General features: G+C 43.3%; 23 protein-coding genes and 1 pseudogene. 15 read left to right on the forward strand and 9 right to left on the reverse strand.

What is annotated here, in order from left to right; translation table 11 throughout:
* Positions 1-45: 45 nt before the first annotated feature.
* From RS881_RS02175 to RS881_RS02190, 4 genes are all read left to right on the forward strand, one after another.
* Positions 46-588 carry an REP-associated tyrosine transposase gene (locus RS881_RS02175; RefSeq protein ID WP_425476416.1) on the forward strand — a complete coding sequence of 181 codons (543 nt, stop codon included), beginning with the start codon at positions 46-48 and terminating at the stop codon, positions 586-588.
* 994 nt (positions 589-1,582) lie between these two features.
* A complete protein-coding gene (locus tag RS881_RS02180) occupies positions 1,583-1,999 on the forward strand; it encodes a hypothetical protein (RefSeq protein ID WP_315819584.1) in 417 nt (138 codons plus the stop codon).
* A 298-nt stretch (positions 2,000-2,297) separates the two neighbouring features.
* Positions 2,298-2,804, forward strand: a complete 507-nt coding sequence (locus tag RS881_RS02185) for a hypothetical protein (RefSeq protein WP_315819585.1) — start codon at positions 2,298-2,300, stop codon at positions 2,802-2,804.
* A gap of 855 nt (positions 2,805-3,659) precedes the next feature.
* Positions 3,660-3,884 (forward strand): hypothetical protein, encoded by a 225-nt coding sequence (locus RS881_RS02190; protein ID WP_315819586.1) that lies wholly within the window; start codon positions 3,660-3,662, stop codon positions 3,882-3,884.
* A gap of 2,224 nt (positions 3,885-6,108) precedes the next feature.
* On the opposite strand, the gene RS881_RS02195 is transcribed toward RS881_RS02190, so the two are convergent.
* The 8 genes and pseudogenes from RS881_RS02195 to RS881_RS02225 form a co-directional block, all read right to left on the reverse strand.
* Entirely contained in the window at positions 6,109-6,471 is a 363-nt protein-coding gene (locus tag RS881_RS02195) for an aminotransferase class I/II-fold pyridoxal phosphate-dependent enzyme (protein WP_315824997.1), read from the reverse strand.
* Positions 6,471-6,599, reverse strand: a complete 129-nt coding sequence (locus RS881_RS58915) for an aminotransferase class I/II-fold pyridoxal phosphate-dependent enzyme (protein ID WP_350340369.1) — start codon at positions 6,597-6,599, stop codon at positions 6,471-6,473. The genes RS881_RS02195 and RS881_RS58915 overlap by 1 nt, the downstream gene beginning before the upstream one ends.
* A gap of 68 nt (positions 6,600-6,667) precedes the next feature.
* A pseudogene (locus RS881_RS58920) lies at positions 6,668-7,039 on the reverse strand (aminotransferase class I/II-fold pyridoxal phosphate-dependent enzyme); the annotation flags it as partial.
* Positions 7,040-7,210: 171 nt separating this feature from the next.
* A complete protein-coding gene (locus RS881_RS02205) occupies positions 7,211-7,417 on the reverse strand; it encodes a hypothetical protein (RefSeq protein WP_315819588.1) in 207 nt (68 codons plus the stop codon).
* Positions 7,418-7,431: 14 nt separating this feature from the next.
* Entirely contained in the window at positions 7,432-8,496 is a 1,065-nt protein-coding gene (locus tag RS881_RS02210) for a glycosyltransferase family protein (RefSeq protein WP_315819589.1), read from the reverse strand.
* Between the two features lie 210 nt (positions 8,497-8,706).
* Entirely contained in the window at positions 8,707-9,255 is a 549-nt protein-coding gene (locus RS881_RS02215; protein ID WP_315819590.1) for a class I SAM-dependent methyltransferase, read from the reverse strand.
* Complete coding sequence (locus RS881_RS02220) at positions 9,252-9,530, reverse strand: glycosyltransferase family protein (RefSeq protein WP_315819591.1); 279 nt, start codon at positions 9,528-9,530, stop codon at positions 9,252-9,254. The genes RS881_RS02215 and RS881_RS02220 overlap by 4 nt, the downstream gene beginning before the upstream one ends.
* The gene (locus RS881_RS02225; protein ID WP_315819592.1) at positions 9,503-9,976 is read right to left on the reverse strand and encodes a glycosyltransferase family 2 protein; all 474 of its coding nucleotides are present in this window, start codon (positions 9,974-9,976) and stop codon (positions 9,503-9,505) included. The genes RS881_RS02220 and RS881_RS02225 overlap by 28 nt, the downstream gene beginning before the upstream one ends.
* A 329-nt stretch (positions 9,977-10,305) precedes the next feature.
* On the opposite strand from RS881_RS02225, the gene RS881_RS02230 reads away from it, so the two are divergent.
* The 9 genes from RS881_RS02230 to RS881_RS02265 all read left to right on the forward strand — a co-directional run bounded on the left by RS881_RS02230 (position 10,306) and on the right by RS881_RS02265 (position 14,647).
* A complete protein-coding gene (locus tag RS881_RS02230; RefSeq protein WP_315819593.1) occupies positions 10,306-10,947 on the forward strand; it encodes a YceI family protein in 642 nt (213 codons plus the stop codon).
* A 255-nt stretch (positions 10,948-11,202) separates the two neighbouring features.
* Positions 11,203-12,312: a DUF5106 domain-containing protein gene (locus RS881_RS02235; protein WP_315819594.1), complete on the forward strand. Its 1,110-nt coding sequence runs from the start codon at positions 11,203-11,205 to the stop codon at positions 12,310-12,312.
* Positions 12,261-12,377 carry a YbbN family protein gene (locus RS881_RS58925; RefSeq protein ID WP_350340080.1) on the forward strand — a complete coding sequence of 39 codons (117 nt, stop codon included), beginning with the start codon at positions 12,261-12,263 and terminating at the stop codon, positions 12,375-12,377. Before RS881_RS02235 ends, RS881_RS58925 begins: the two co-directional genes overlap by 52 nt.
* Complete coding sequence (locus RS881_RS02240; protein WP_315819595.1) at positions 12,344-12,607, forward strand: TlpA family protein disulfide reductase; 264 nt, start codon at positions 12,344-12,346, stop codon at positions 12,605-12,607. Before RS881_RS58925 ends, RS881_RS02240 begins: the two co-directional genes overlap by 34 nt.
* Before the next feature lie 38 nt (positions 12,608-12,645).
* The gene (locus RS881_RS02245) at positions 12,646-13,029 is read left to right on the forward strand and encodes a hypothetical protein (protein ID WP_315819596.1); all 384 of its coding nucleotides are present in this window, start codon (positions 12,646-12,648) and stop codon (positions 13,027-13,029) included.
* Positions 13,026-13,760, forward strand: coding sequence for a peptidylprolyl isomerase (locus RS881_RS02250; protein ID WP_315824998.1), 735 nt, complete (start codon positions 13,026-13,028; stop codon positions 13,758-13,760). Before RS881_RS02245 ends, RS881_RS02250 begins: the two co-directional genes overlap by 4 nt.
* The gene (locus tag RS881_RS02255; protein WP_315819597.1) at positions 13,741-14,052 is read left to right on the forward strand and encodes a hypothetical protein; all 312 of its coding nucleotides are present in this window, start codon (positions 13,741-13,743) and stop codon (positions 14,050-14,052) included. Before RS881_RS02250 ends, RS881_RS02255 begins: the two co-directional genes overlap by 20 nt.
* Positions 13,965-14,342, forward strand: coding sequence for a hypothetical protein (locus RS881_RS02260; RefSeq protein ID WP_315819598.1), 378 nt, complete (start codon positions 13,965-13,967; stop codon positions 14,340-14,342). The genes RS881_RS02255 and RS881_RS02260 overlap by 88 nt, the downstream gene beginning before the upstream one ends.
* Before the next feature lie 41 nt (positions 14,343-14,383).
* Complete coding sequence (locus tag RS881_RS02265; protein ID WP_315819599.1) at positions 14,384-14,647, forward strand: hypothetical protein; 264 nt, start codon at positions 14,384-14,386, stop codon at positions 14,645-14,647.
* 35 nt (positions 14,648-14,682) lie between these two features.
* On the opposite strand, the gene RS881_RS02270 is transcribed toward RS881_RS02265, so the two are convergent.
* A complete protein-coding gene (locus tag RS881_RS02270; protein WP_315819600.1) occupies positions 14,683-15,522 on the reverse strand; it encodes a methylenetetrahydrofolate reductase in 840 nt (279 codons plus the stop codon).
* Between the two features lie 308 nt (positions 15,523-15,830).
* On the opposite strand from RS881_RS02270, the gene RS881_RS58930 reads away from it, so the two are divergent.
* Positions 15,831-16,220, forward strand: a complete 390-nt coding sequence (locus RS881_RS58930) for an ATP-binding cassette domain-containing protein (RefSeq protein ID WP_350340081.1) — start codon at positions 15,831-15,833, stop codon at positions 16,218-16,220.
* On the forward strand, positions 16,190-16,636 hold the full coding sequence (locus RS881_RS58935) for an ATP-binding cassette domain-containing protein (protein ID WP_350340082.1): 447 nt from the start codon (positions 16,190-16,192) through the stop codon (positions 16,634-16,636). The genes RS881_RS58930 and RS881_RS58935 overlap by 31 nt, the downstream gene beginning before the upstream one ends.
* The last annotated feature ends 35 nt before the right edge of the window (positions 16,637-16,671 follow it).

The raw sequence follows: 16,671 nt of genomic DNA on the forward strand, positions 1-16,671 counted from the left end.
GTTATTTTTATTGATAATCTCAATATCTATGAGCTCCAAATACAAATTTGGGGATCAGGAAAACTGTATTTCGAAACGTTTGCTTTGGTGTACTGGATTGACCTCTTTGTACGCAATGAATACAAGGATTTTATGCTGGATAGCTGGCGGCATTGCATAGCCAATAAAGGTATGGAGCTGTATGGCTGGTGTATTATGACAAGCCATGGGCACCTGATCATTGGTTCTCATGGTGAAAAGCTGGAAGACATAATGCGGGATATGAAGCGACATACTTCAGAGAAGTTAAGGGCCGCAATTCAGCGCCACCCTGGTGAAAGCCGCAAGGAATGGTTGCTAGAGTTAATGGGCAGAGCCGGTACCGCCAATAGCAATAACAGCGGTTTTCAGTTGTGGCAGCAGGACAATCATCCGATAGAGCTTACTACCCCAGAAAGGAAACATCAAAGGTTGGATTATATACATCGTAACCCGGTATTAGCCGGGATTGTAGAAAAGTCGGAAGAATATACCTTTAGCAGTGCTAAAGATTATTATGGTGGGAAAGGGCTTATAGAACTATTGCTGATAGATCCGATTTTAAAGTAAAGGGCACAAGTACGCTGCCACACAAGCCAACCCTGCATACTTGCACCAGTGGAGGGGGTACGTTTTCAAAGGCTGGCTTAGGGCTACCGGAAACTATAACGGATGGGGTGTAGAAAATACGCTCGGAATTAAAAAGAAAGATCGAAAGTATCCATCCATATATGAAATGTATATTAAGAAAATGGTTGATGAGTCAAGAGCTGCAACCCCTAGCGACTATTAATAATAAATCATCATGCGAAAGATAGCAAACAGTATTCTTCTTGTATCATTTTTCTAATCTCTTGTACACCTAAAGCTGACCAGGAGGTACATCAAGAGTTTACCAATAAAATCGAGGATCTGGTTATCAGCGAAGACAACGCTGGTCAAGAATATCGATTTGAGGTAGTAATGGATAAACACATTTTGCAATACAGTATTACTTATATTGGTAGCTTAAAAAAGAGCAACCGTGATATTTTAAAGGTGCTATATAAGACCGTTTTAAGCGGAAACGAAACACCTCAAGCCAACTCTTATTTGGTATTCTTTGACAAAACGACAAGGCTATTGGGCGTTACGATATAGGATCAACAGATGTCCCTAAGGTGTCGGGGCAAAACCTGGTATTCAGAGATGAGTTTGGTGAGTGTAATGAGACAACGACCATAAGCTTTAAAGATAGCATCCCCTCAAACAATTTTTATTAATTGTAGTAAGGAGAATGGGAGAATGTTTGGAAATGAATATGGGTTTACGAAGTAAGGTTAAATTCTAGTATTGTTCCGGCAGTGTACAACTTATCACCTTGAGTGGCGAGGTTTTTGAGCGCGGCCCCGATAGCTAAAAGCTATCTGGAATTGACGCCATATCAGTTTGCAAGTAACACTCCAATTCGGGCAGTTGACCTGGATGGATTAGAATCTGCAATACTATCCTATGGCTATAGAGTTACTGCTATCTTCATTACGGTAGCGTAAATATTGGCGCAGGAATTGATTATAATGGTAATGTGAAAATATTTTATTCATGGAGTGCGGGGCTTGGCCTCGGAGCTTTTGCAGGAGGAGGGTTATCCGCCTCGATTTACCCGCTGGCTACCATGGATCAAATAATGGGAGACGGATTTAATTTCGGTGCGAATGTGGGTATACCTGGAATATCACTAGGATTAGACTTAAATACATCCGTTCAAAAGGATGCAATCACAAATCAGGTAACGGGTATCAAATTAGGAACCACTATGGGATATAAAGTAGGAAGTTTCGGCCCAGGAGGTGCAGAAGTACATGTAGACTATTCTAGTACAACACCGATACCCGGTTTAGAATTTAATATTAAGGATATTCCTCAGAATGTATATGACAAAATAAAAAAATATGTGGACATGACTGATGACCAAATAAAAATTTTGTACAATACATTGTAAGCGTTGAAGAGGCGTTAAAGAAAATCCACATAGATAACAATCAATCCTCTGAAGTAAACCAACAACCAATAAATACTCCCACTCCTTTGCCAAGCCAAAAGCCTCCTAGTAAACCTCAGCAAGTGAAAAAGAGGATCAACCATCGACCGGGAAACAGGCTAAAAAAACCAACACAACCCAACGCCCCCTCCAGCAGAACGGAGCTCGTAAAAAAGCAACGAGCACCACTGACACAGGTAGCTCACAAAATGACACACCAAAATTGAGAGGTTTCTAAAGTTCACTAAAATTATTATTAATGAAAATAACGCCCTTTTTACGAATCTTTTATGAAACTGATGTTGGTCAGAATGAGATTTCGGATAGACTAAAACAAAACACCAAGGAAAAAGATTGGGAGTTGAGCCTAAGTAAAGCAATTAATAATAGAGTGATGGAGGGTGATATTTCAAACACTTCTTTTACAATAGTAATGGGGAAGTATGGATTAACCTATGGAAAAACAAGCCTTCTCCCCATAATGAAAGGGCAAGTTTGGGAGGACAAGAGTAAGGCTAAAACTTTTATCAGTATCATAATCCGTCCATTTAAGACCGGTGTAATCATTTTGTCGTTTTTTTATGTGTTGAGTTTAATCGGTTTGGGAATTGGCATACAAAGAGGGGATTTAAGATTATTGATTGTCATATCATTATTTCTGATAGCGTCTTATTTATCTATAATTACAAAATTCAATTCCGAAGTCAAAACATATACTAAATTTATGGAAGACACTATTCTACAGGGTAATTACAGTAAGAGATAATGTGTCAAGCTTGTTAATGCGTAATTTGTTTCCCCTATTCGGCAAGTATACAGGGATTGACTATTCAAAATATGAGCAAAAAAGCTGGGAAAAGGTTTATGATAACATACAAAAAGAAAATGAGAAACCGAAATCAGAAATTCCTCAAAAATAGTAAATGAAAAAGGCCTATATTTTAATAGCATTCACAAGTGTTCTTTACTTAACCTGCCAACGAAATAAATATCAATTCTCTACCGACGGTGAGTATACCATCGTGAATAGCGCTATTTTTCTAACAGCTATGTCGAACGAAAAACAAATTTTTGCAATAGCTGTATTACTAAAAAGTGGTTATAAAAAGCAGGAAAATATACATAGATCCAATGTGTGTTGACTCCGTTAAAAGGGTTTTGACCGATAGTTTCTTCAGATCTACCATTGATAAGTTTCCGGTCTCCAATGAAAAATCATTCAGCTATTTTATGAGTGGCCAAACCGAATACCAAGGACAAATATTAGCAGTCAAAGCAATGGCAATATTTCCAGACGGATCGAATGATTCTTTGTTCCTGGTCAAAAAAATGACAGTATATATTATCTATTAGAGGACCCCTACATATTAGAAATGAGAAAGAATAAGTAGCATTGTGTTGAAGTTTAAGATTTATTAAGGAGTTGATTACTGTCAACTCCTTTTACTGTTAACAACTATTGAAGGGAAGCAACAATGTTTCCCTTTTTCCCCTAACTGGCGCTATCCGGCCCGGCTCAGCGCTTAGGGTACTTGTGCAGTGTCCAACTTGTCACCTGTATAGATTTTAAATATCTAAAGGATTGGTTCAAAGCCAGTCCTTTTCATCTAAAACAGTCTCCATGACAAACAACCCTGAACTCAATACAGACAACCCTGAATATTTTACATGGCAGTATGAACAACTGCAAATAGCAATCCTCGGAGGATTGAAAATAGAAGGGCTAGACAGGATGCGGATAACCCTCAAAATACAGTGGAAAGAGCAGGCGGTAAGGCAAAATCTGGATTTATACAACAGCCCTGCATTGGATAAGCTGATCTGTAACTGGCATAAATTTTCTTAACTAAACGATATTGAATCTTAAATACTATACATGATAATATGAACAAATGCAAATAGCGATGTGGGAGGCATGAACATAGAAGGACTGGACAAAAAAATAGCCCCGCTCTCACGAACGGGGCCATTGCATAAGAACACCAGGTCAATACAGGTGATTGCATGCATTGCTGTATATGGGTACCATACATCGAAATGTTGAAAAAATGGCTACATCACCGTTAGCTCCTAACAGTTCAAGCCAAGGCCCTTGTCCCGGCCAAAACCTGCCTTCCATTCCCCGCTGCATCCGTTCCTGACGCAAATAGGTAGCCCGGCAACTATGCCAGGCGTACTCATGTCGTCGAGCCCTGGTGGCTGGCTCACCAAAGCCTTTCATAGATCACAGCAGCAAAATGAAAATCAGTGGCAATAGCCCTCAGCCGGTAGCCATCAACAAACTGCTAATGGCGAGACCTTAAGGCCAACTGCTAAAACCCAACCGCTAATAGCCAACCTGGTCGCTAAATCCTGGCTGCTAACAGCTGATAGCTAACATTAAACCTTCAACCTTTGATGGTTGACTGTTCAATGCTCGCAGCTCGCAGCCCTGGCGCAAGTTTGCAGCTCAGCAAATGTGTGCTGGCGTACTTGTGCCCATACTGAAATCCAAACGCCTCAATTCGTGTTGCACAACACTCCTCATACATCAACCGTGCTTAGGGGCCCCGTCCACACAGTCGATCAGCTTCTTTATGTATACTCCGCCAAACCCCTCAAAAGAGATCCAACGAAGCAAAAGTTCATAATCCGTGTAATCCATTTAATCCTTGCATCTGCGATTCAATCCGCGAAATCACTTTAATCCCTTAATCAGCGATTAAATCTGCGATTCTATCTGCGATTACAAACATACAACATCCACCTACCCGTTTCCAATACCCCATTGCCGGTTTCTGTCGTTTCGGCTATAAATCGACGTCAATTACGTCGACTTATAGCGCTTTCGACATAAAATAGCCGAAACGACAACAACATATTTGGAAATGACATATCCTGTGTTGTACGTTTGTACAGAGGTGTTACAAACCGAAGAGACCATAGAGTAATTCCAGGAATTCAAAAAAGTCATAAACAATGAATCAGAGACAAACATACAACATGCAAATACCCATTTCCAAATCTGGTATGAGCGATATCGCAATTTTCGTTTGTTTCTGGTTATTTTGATTGAGAAAATCAACCATTATGCATCGTTTCTCACGAAAATTTCGATAACTGTCATAGGGCATTTGGAAATGACCTGGCCTTTGTCGTACGTTTGCCCTGCAGTGTTACTGAAAAAGAAAAGAAAGACCCCTATCCCTTCAGTATAGCTTCTCTATAGCTTCAGTATACCTTCCCTATAGATAGAGTATGCTAATAGCACTAAACACAAAAACAGCCCATTTTTGCACAAAGTGGCAGGGAAGCTGGCGCCTCCCACCCAAAGCAACAATGGATGTAGATAGGTTGCACCGCGGGCAACAGCTTCACAAAGTTCTTTGATCGGGTGACTTGTGTGCTGTCATTGAAAATTGAGCATTGGGTATTGAACATTTGATAATCCAGGCAAAAGCATTTCCATATCTGGCCATAATTGGCGTATGCGGCAGCGGTTTGTACGGAAGGGTACCTTGTGCCCAACCGATAAACCAACCAGGCATTCAAACCAACAGGTCGTCTAAAGTAAATAGCCAAAGCTACAACTGGGGAGGAGTGAGCCCGTCTGGCCGCCCGGAGGGATCGGGCCAGACTTGATTTTTGGTTCTTTTGCATCAAGGCAAAAGAACAGAAGAAAAAATGCCGACAGGCACCTCTGGCAAAAGAACAAAAGAATATTCAAAGGAAAAGGAACCAGATACATCCGGTTCCTTTTCAAAAAAAAATTCAAAGCAATAGGACGCTATAAGTAAGCCATAATCAAAAAATCCCAGTCAGTCAGTTAGGCCAGCTTCTTCAATGCTGCCCTCAACTGGTTGATCATGGCGGGTATTTCCTCTACCTTACAGGTACCTACACTCAGGCGGTACCAGGGCGAAGTACGATCCGCACCAAAAGCATAAAAGGTACAATAGCCAGTTTAGCTTCATTGAGCAGGTAAGCCGTTACATCACTTTGATCTTTGAGTAAACTACCATCCGCGGTTGTTTTTCCGGCCAGGTCTATTTTAATAGTGAGGTATATTGCCGCTTGCGGTGTTATGGCATCTACAGAATGGCCTTCGTTTTTAATTGTTGCAAACCATCATAAATACCACGCAGGCGGGCTTCTACAGCGGCCCTGAATGTATGCAGGTAGGCATCAATGTCCTCATGCATGTACAGGTATTTCGCTACCGCCTTTTGCTCTGCCATCGGCGCCCAGGCGCCTACATGACTAAGGATAGCCTTCATTTTATCCATGATGATGCGGGGACCAAAAGCCCAGCCCACCCGTACCCCCGTAGCTGCAAATACTTTACTGATCGCATCAATATACACCGTATAGGCCTTCATTGCCGGCCGTAGATTTACAGGGTCATAATGCCTGATCGTTCCAAAAGTGAGCTGCCAGTACATCTGGTCATACATCACGTATAATTTTTCTCCCCCTCTCCTCTGCTGCCATTCTCTTCCAACACCATATCACAGATCGCTTCCAGGTCGGCCTTCGTAAAAGTGGTACCTGTAGGATTTTGAGGTGAGCACAAAGCCAGCAAAGTAGCCCCTTAAGGTGCGGACGGATATGTTCAACCGTAGGCATGAAGTTGTTCTCAGCAGTGGCTTCTACCACCACATGCTGAGCGCCTACAAAATGTGTATAATGATTATTGTTCCAGGAGGGTACCGCATAGATTACCTTATCCCCTGCATCACATACAGCCCTGAATAACGAATAGATCAGCGGACGGCCACCCGATGCTACCAGTATCTCCGCAATCGAATAATCCAGCTTTTCACGGTCTCTCAGGAATGCAGCAATCGCTTCCCGCAAGTCCGTATTGCCTTCTCCCAGCGGATAATTGGTAAAATGTTTCCGGTATGCAGTAACTATTTCATCTTCAAGCGCCTGGGGAATGGGGAAAATCGAAGGATCAAAGTCCCCCCACCGTAAAATTGTATATCTTTTCCCCTTTACTGATCTTCTCGCGGATCTCACCGCCTAGTTTCACAATTTCCGAACCAATAAGCGTTTCGGATAAATGGCTAAGTTTCATAACCCAAAAATACAGAAACGAAATCAAGTCAAAAGTCGGGAAGTCTGCAAGTCCGAAGGTTAAGAGGCTATTTCTTTCCGACTTCCGGTCTTTCCGACTTCCGGACTTTCCTCCTAATCGTACTTCTTCAAAATATTCAATACCTCCGGGTCCACATGCGTTGCCGTATCCGATTGCGGCTTACCAAAGAACTTCGTCTCATATTCATTCCGGTATACCCCACTTGCCTGCTTTTGAGCAAAACGCCCTTTATCCAACCCCACGTACAATGAATAACCTGCCGCAAAAACACCCAACGCCAGGTAACCTGCCAGGTACACCCGGCTTAAGCCTTTTAGCCAGCCTTTGCTATTAAAGGAGTTTGAAGGATCACTACTACCAGTAAAGGCAGTACCGGTACCCAGAAACGGGGGTCATAATAAGGCCAGTTCATAATGATCAGCGAGTAAAACAACAGGTACATCCTGATATGGAAAGGAATAAGACTATCTTTTTTAAACGTATTGTACATCAGCCATCCAAAAAGCAGGATGCCCAATACTACAAACAAACCTGCACCGATAGAGCCCGGCAGGTAGCCCATTAATTTGCTGGAAGGCATATTAAAAAATACCTCCGTCAGTTCCGTAAAGTGATTCTTAAGATTCTCACCAATAAAATTACCTACCCCTTTTTCCAGCGGGCCTTTAAGCAGGTTCGTATAATCCGTGATCTTCAGTTTACTGGCCGAGAAAACAATACCTGCTATGCCCAATACAACAATGCCCAGCAACAATAATTTATTCTTTTGTACGATGCGTTTTAATTCCGCCCGGTATTGCCACACAATTCCCAATACCAGCGCAGGCAACAGGGATATACCTACCGTTCTTGTCAACACCGTTAAAATGCAGAATAAGAAGGCCAGTGCCAGTTGCAGGTAACTCTTCTTCTTGATATATAGGTGGAAGCAATACAAGCTGGCGCAGGAGAAAAAGATATATTGCATCTCCGAAAGCGGATGCGTTACAAATTTGATCACCGTCCAATTGAACAATGCCAGCACAGCAAATACAAAGGGATGCACCTGTCCGGCGAAGATCTTATACACAAAATACAGCCCGGCAAAAACATAGAGACAATTAACAAATACAATAGAGAAAGAATTCAGGATACCCAACTTTGAAAGCCCTATCAGCAGTCCTGTATAGCCATAAGGAAGATAGTCCGTTGCTGCAAAGGAACCCGGTGTGCAGCCAAACTCAATGCAATCTTTGATATTATAGTAGCGGATCGAATCAAAGTGAATATGTAATGGAGTAAAGCAACCCGCCAGGTATACCATGGCCATGGCAAACATAGCCAGCTTGAACAAATTTGAAACCGTAGCCTTGATCGGAGAATAAGTAGGTTGCACCATAAAAAATTTAAACACTTTTAGTGAGTTTTGCGGCCAACACAAATAGTAGATAATCCAATTGAATGAAAACTTATTGTATCCACAAACTTTATGACAGGCATCAGCTTGTCATAAACCATTAATTGTTTCCGGGGAATAAGCCGCTTCCTTAAAAGCCCCCGTCAATGACCCAGCCAATAATACCTGCTGCATTGAAATACTGCTGATGTATTACCGTAAGCCCTGCCCCTCTTGCAATTGACCAAGCGTGCGCGCTGTATATCGTCTGTAATGCCCCAACTCTTCATCAAACAAATTATACAAGGATTGAAAGGCAGGTACAAGCACTACCAATTGTCCGCCTGGTTTTAACAGTTGAACACAATTGTCAATGGCCTTTTTGTCATCTTCAATATGTTCCACCACATTCAGTGCTACGATAGTGTCAAATTGCTGCAGTAAATGCCTATAGCCTTCCGTAAAATCAGGTGCCACAAGGTCTAATAGCGTTACACCAGCCAATTGGGGATGATCGCCAAGTCGCTGTTGCAGCAAATCACCATACTCCTGCCGGAGATCACTCACCGTAAGCTGGAAATTCCCTTCCAGGAACAATTTAGATATATTGCCAATGCCGCTACCTACCTCCAATACATGCCCTTTACAATACGGGCGAACCGTATCAAATAACCACCGGTTAAAGTGGGTGGCCGCTGCAAATCGTTCTAATGTTTGTAAACCTGTAGGGTCCGTTTGATGGAAGTGGGCCGGCGCCGTCATCGACTGAAGAGATTGTATTTTACTATACAATAGATCGCCCGGAATCCGTCTTTCCAGTTGATCTTCTTGCCCTCCGCATAAGTACGTCCATAATATGAAATACCCACCTCGTAGATCCTGATATCTTTTACACGCGCTATTTTGGCCGTCACTTCCGGCTCAAAACCAAAGCGCTTTTCTTTGAGAGGTATCTGTTGAATAATATTTGTGCGGAACAATTTGTAACAAGTTTCCATATCCGTCAGGTTCAGATTGGTAAACATGTTCGATGCCATCGTGAGCATCTTATTACCGATCGAGTGCCAAAAGAACAGGATACGATGCGCATTTCCCCTAAAAAGCGGGAGCCAAATACCACATCCGCATTGCCTTTTAAAATGGGCTTAATCAGGTCATTGTATTCTTCCGGATCATATTCCAGATCCGCATCCTGAATGATCGTATAATCGCCCGTTGCTTTTGTAATACCGGTATGTAAAGCTGCTCCCTTACCCTGATTTACTTCATGCTTAAAATACTGGATATTCAGCGCGGGGTGCTCGGCTTGATATTTAAGGATCGCCTCTTCCGTATTATCCCTCGAACAGTCATTTACAATAATAATTTCCTTCTGAATATTATTCAATAGCTGCACTTCTGCTATTCTGTCCAGAATAAGGTGAATCGTGGGCCCTTCATTATACGCTGGAATTACAATGGAGAGCTTGTTAAATGGATGCATGTTGATTGAAACGTTCATTTTTTTATATGGTTATACAAGGAAAGCCAGGTCAATTACTATTAGCGATTATAGAGCTACTGAACGGGGAATTTCAAGGGAATTGGAGGGGTACCTGGTTGCCTGTTACTCAAATCAGGCCGCAACTTAATAATAAGAGCGCTTTTTATGCAAGCGTTTGATTTTAAATATTCTCTATATGACTGCCATTTTAATACTTTTGAGTAAAATACCCACCTCCACCAAACCCCGGAATATTTTTGCCGTATTCCCATTCAAAATAGTATTATAATTACCTTTATTGGCGTTTAAACATTAAAACAATCTGCATTATGAAGAAATTATTCCTTGCCACTGCCGTAGTTGCCGCCTCAGCCCTTGCCCTGGTTGCTTTTCGCCCTGCTTCCTCCCTGCCAGGTAAATTGGCAGCAATAGCCTCCGAAACAAGGGCTGGAAAATGGACCCTCGACAAATCCCATTCCAACGTAAGGTTCACCATCACCCACAATGTAGTATCAGAACTGGATGGCGCCTTTACTACCTTCGATGGCTCCCTGGAACATACCAAGGCCGATTATTCTGATGCTAAAGTAACTTTTACCATCGATGCCAACTCCATCAATACCTATAATGAGAACAGGGATAAACACCTGAAAAGCGCCGATTTCTTTGATGCTGAAAAATTCCCCCAAATAAAGTTTGAAAGCACCGCCTTCAAACCCCTGGGAGGCAACAAATACAAACTGGAAGGCAATATGACCGTAAAAGACATAACCAAAGCCGTAAGCTTTGATGTTACCTATGGCGGTACCATCAATACCCAGCGTGGTGCTAAAACCGGTTTTAAAGCCAAAACCATCATCAACCGTTTTGATTACAACCTTAAATGGGATCGCGCTACCGAAGCTGGCGGCCTGGTGGTAGGAAAAGAGGTGGAAGTAACCATCAATGCAGAACTTAACGAAGTAAAATAATTCATATATTTACGCGGAAAGGTGGACCACTCTCCCAGCAGTGTGCCACCTTTTTTATTGCCCCTGTCCATAGACTATTCCTTTTTAAAACCCGTTTATGCCTGAGACCAGGCTGTTCTGCAGCTACCCCGGCTAATGGAGTAAACCCTTAACTATAGAAAGCCCGTATAGCAATCGAAAGCGATAATTACTTCCCCCATAACCATGAATTAACAAGTTTTGCCTTTATTTTGAATAAATTTAGTGCCTCCGACCATGAAGAAAATAGTATCCCTCGTATGCCTGTCTACCCTTATTACCCTGGCAAAAGCACAGACTGGCTATAATATCAACATAACCCTTAAGCCCTACAAGAACACCTATGTTTACCTGGGGTACCATTATGGTAAAATGAAAGCCCTGGCCGATTCAACTTTATTGGACGAAAACAGCCAGGGCGTCTTCAAAGGGAAAGCCGCCCTGCCCGCCGGTATCTATTTCGTCGTATCTCCCCGTAAAGAGATCCTCTTTGAGCTACTGATCGATAAACAACAAACTTTTTCCATAAAAGCCGATAGCGCCGGCTTGCCCAATAGCGTTGTATTTACTGGTTCGCCCGACAATACAGCCTTTCAGGGCTATACAAAATTTGCCAATACCACTGGCATGGCCATCAGCAAGATCAATGGGGAGTATGCTGCCGCTCGGAATAGTAAAGACTCTGCTGCCATAACCGCCAGGGTTAAAACCTTTTCCGATAAAATGCAGCAACACCGGGATAGCATTACCAATAAACAACCCAACTCAATCCTTTCGGCCCTCCTGTTGGCCATGAAAGAACCTGTAGTACCTCCGGCTGCCAAACACCCCAAAGGGAAATACGATTCAGCCTATGCTTTCTATTATTATAAATCCCATTACTGGGATGGCGTTTCCCTCACCGATGAACGGTTGATCAGAACACCCTTTTTTGAACCCAAGCTCGAAAAATACTATAAGGACCTGGTATCCCCCAATCCCGATTCCATTAACCGCGAAGTAGACCATATGCTGCTTTACGCAAGGACCAATAAGGAAATGTTCAAATTCCTGCTGGTACATTTTGTACAGAAATACATCAATCCCCAATACATGGGGCAGGATGCTGTATTTGTTCACCTCTTTGAAAAGTACATCAATACCGGGCAGGCCGATTTCTTTACCGATCAGTACAAAGAACACATGGTCAAAAGAGCCTACAGCCTCATGGCCAACCTCATTGGCCAGCCCGCAGCCAATATGGAAATGGTCGATACACTGGATAAACCCCTTCCCTATATAATGTACAAAGCGATATGGTGGTCATTTGTTTCTGGGATCCTACCTGTAGCCATTGTAAAGAAGTAGTACCCAAAGTAGACTCGATATACAACGCCAAATGGAAAAACTCGGCGTCACCGTATATGGAGTGATGGTGGACGGTGGCAAGGATCTCTGGTTACAGTTTATCCATGATCGGGGCCTCAAAAACTGGTTGCATGTGTACCAGCTGCCTGCCCAAAAAGAGGCCGAAGCCACTGCCGGCAAAGCAAGTTACCGCCAGCTATACGATATTTACCAAACGCCCATTCTCTATTTGCTGGATAAAGACAAACGCATTATTGCCAAAAACTCGATTACCAGCAATTGGATGAAGTCATAAACCTTAAACTAAAAACTCAAAATCCAACTGATCAGCTTATGCCTTTCCTGCGAAAAATTATAACCGCATCAGTATGTACTGCTTGCCTGGCCACAGCCAATGCCCAATCCCTGTTTACTTATGGTGCCAGGTCCGTCTCTAAAGACGAATTCCTGAAGGCCTATAACAAAAACAACACAGAAACCAATCCCTCCGAACAATCCTACCGCGAATACCTCGATCTCTATACACGTTTTAAGATCAAAGTGCAGGCTGCATTGGATGCCAGGCTGGATACCCTGCCCGGCCAGAAGGCAGAACTGGCTGCCTTTCGCAACCAGGTAGTGGAGAATTATATGAATGATGAGGCCAGCGTTAACCTGCTGATGGACGAAGCCATCGAACGGAGTAAAAAGACAGGCATATTGCCCATATTTTCATAGCGGCCGGCCCCAATGCCACCGCCGGACAGGTACAAACGGCCCAACAAAAGATCAAGGCAGCCTATGCACACTTGCAGGCAGGCGATGATTTTACCAAAACAGCACTTGCTTATTCCGAAGATCCTGCTGTTCAAAGTAACAAAGGTGATCTTGGATTCATTACCGTTTTTATACTCCCTTATCCATTGGAAAACCTGGCCTACAATACCCCGGTGGGCAAGTTTACAGAACCTTCACGCAGCAAGAACGGTTTCCACATCTTTAAGATCCTGGGCGAACGCAAAGCATTTGGCAAAATGAGAGCCGCCCAGATACTGCTTTCTTTTACCCCCGACGCTACCGAGACGCAGAAACAAATTATTTCAAAAAGAGCCGACTCACTCTATACTGCTTTGCAGCAGGGCAGCGATTTTAAACAATTGGCTGCTGTTTTCAGCAACGATAACCTTACCTACCAAACCGGAGGCGAAATGATGGCCTTTGGCGTAGGCCGCTACGCCCCCGCTTTTGAAAATGCCGCAATGGCATTGGAAAAAGATGGTGATATATCCCGGCCTGTTTTGACCGAATTTGGTTACCATATTATAAAACGATTACAACACCTGCCCGCCCTGGGCGATAAGACCAATAAACAATGGCAGGATGAAATAAAGCAACAAATACTCCAGAGCGATCGCATGGAAGTATCCAAAAAGTATTGTACAAAAAGTATTGCAGTCTACCGGCTTTAAGAAATTGCCCGTCAATGAGAAAAGCTTGTCTTTATATACTGACAACATCATTGCGAATAAACCAGCACCCTTTCCGGCAGGCCTTACAGCACTTACTCCCTTATTTATCGTGGGCAAACAAACATTCCGGGTAAAAGACTGGCTGGCCTATCTCGAATCCATCAGGGGCGTAGAGGATCTGCGGGCCGGAAAACCAATGCCCAATTGCTGGATCAGTTCATCGGGTTATCTGCACTTGACTATTACCGCGAAAACCTCGAAACTTATAACAAAGACTTCGCTTACCAATTAAATGAATTTAAGGAAGGGAACCTGCTGTTTGAGATCATGCAGCGGAATATATGGGATAAAGCCGCAATTGACAGTTTGGGTTTAATAAAGCATTACGAAACACATAAGAACAACTATTGGTGGGAAGCCAGCGCGGAGGCCGTTATTCTTACAGCAGTTACCGAAGCGGCTGCCGAAGAGGCGAAGAAAAAGCTGCAGATCGATTACAAGAGTTGGAAAAAATACTCGAAAACAGCGACGGTACAATTCAGGCCGATTCCGGACGCTTTGAACTGGGACAGATACCAGTAGTAGAACGTACCAATTTTCAACCGGGCCTCATAACCGCATCTGTGAAAAATGAAACCGATCATAGCCTCACTTTTGCCTATATCATCAAAGTATACCGCGACAGGGAGCCCCGCGACTTTAATGATGCACGCGGTTTTGTGATCAATGATTACCAGGCATCCCTTGAAGATAAATGGATTGCTGAACTGAAAAAGAAATACCCTTTAAAGATCAATGAGGCGGTAGTGAAAACCCTCCCCATTAAGATCAATATATTGGATGCCGTCCCGGCATATCCCGAAAAGAAAAAGGTGGGTTGCTATTGAAAGCGACCCACCTTTTTATATCATTTGCAGCTTCCCTACACCAACTCCTTTACCGCATTAAAGATCACCTTTGGCTTACCCAATGTATAATAGTGCAATACAGGTACATTCGCCGCTTTCAACTCTTTCGATTGTTGCAGCAACCATTCTGTACCTATTTGCTCCACATCCAGGTCCGTTTTTGCTTTCAATATCTCGTTACTTAGATCCGTTGGGATGTCAACATGGAAAGTGCGGGGAATTACACTCAACTGCTTCTTATTCGTGATCGGCTTCAGTCCCGGAATAATCGGTATCTCAATGCCTTCTTCCCGGCAGCGTTTTACAAAGTCGAAATACTTCTGGTTATCGAAGAACATCTGAGTCACTACATATTCCGCACCTGCTTCCACTTTGGCTTTGAGGTAGGAGAGGTCATTTTGTAAATTGGGCGCTTCAAAATGTTTCTCTGGATAGCCAGCTACACCAATACAGAATTTCGTACGGAATCCATCCCGGATATCTTCTTCCAGGTAAATGCCATTATTCAGGTTCATCACTTGTTTCAGCAAGTCCAGCGCAAAACGGTTGCCACCAGGTTCCGGTTCAAATACCGTTTCATTCTTGGCCGCATCCCCACGCAGTACCAGTACATTGTCGACCCCAATGAAATTCAGGTCGATCAGGGCATCCTCAGTTTCCCGCTTATTAAAGCCCCCACAGATCAGGTGAGGTACCGCATCTACCCGGTAATGGTTCATAATAGCCGCACAAATACCTACCGTTCCCGGCCGTTTACGCACTTCTACCTTATCAAAAGTGCCATCAGCTTTCTTTTTAAATACATGCTCACTACGATGATAAGTAACATTGATAAAGGAAGGTTTGAACTCCATCAGCGGATCCAGGTGGTCAAAGATAGAGTTGATCGTTTTCCTTTCAGCGGGGGTAATATTTCAAAAGAGATCAACGGCTTCGTGGCCTGCTTGATATGGTCAATTACTTTCATTAATTAGCTGTTATAACTGGTATATTTCAATTCTCAGCCGTCCGGCTTCAAAATTGCCTGCAAACATAATCAACGAATCCCGGATAGCAAATACTTGTTACACATACTGTTTAACATTATTTTGTAGCGAATCCGGACTTACAGCCAATTCAAATGGATTAGTTCCGGTATTTTTGTTCCTAAACGTAATAACACGTGATCAGTGAAATTCATACCCGCGACCTGGTAAAGATCTATCGCAACCGTACCGTTGTAAACCATGTATCGGTTAGTGTAAAACAGGGGGAAATTGTAGGGCTCCTAGGCCCCAATGGAGCTGGTAAAACCACCACCTTCTATATGGTCGTAGGCCTCATCAAGCCCGATGAAGGCCAGGTGTTTCTCGATACAGAAGAAATTACCCGCCTGCCCATGTATAAGCGGGCCCAGTTGGGCATTGGTTACCTGCCCCAGGAAGCTTCCGTATTCCGTAAGCTCACCGTAGAGGAGAACATCATGGCCGTATTGGAAATGACCAAACTGAAAAAGGCACAGCAAAAGAAAAACTCGAAGCCTTGCTTGATGAGTTTCGCCTGCACCACGTAAGGAAGAACAATGGCGATAGCCTAAGCGGTGGTGAACGTCGCCGTACAGAAATTGCACGGGCCCTGGCCGTAGATCCCAAGTTTATCCTCCTTGATGAACCCTTTGCCGGTGTAGACCCCATTGCTGTAGAAGATATCCAAACCGTAGTAGCCCGTCTAAAATACAGGAATATTGGTATCCTGATCACCGACCACAACGTAAATGAAACCCTCTCCATTTGCGACCGGGCCTACCTGCTCATCGATGGTAAAATATTTAAACACGGTACAGCCGAAGAACTGGCCGAAAATGAACAGGTACGGCGCTTATACCTGGGGCGCAACTTCGAGCTCAAGCGTAAAGACTATCTCCACGAAGAAGCCATGAAAGGCCAGCAAAATATGTCGGCATTGAATGAAATAGAAGGTATAGAATAACCCAATTCATTAAAAACAGTGATAAATGCCGACTT

It is taken from the genome of Paraflavitalea speifideaquila (genome assembly GCF_032395985.1).
Taxonomy (GTDB): Bacteria; Bacteroidota; Bacteroidia; order Chitinophagales; family Chitinophagaceae; genus Paraflavitalea; species Paraflavitalea speifideaquila.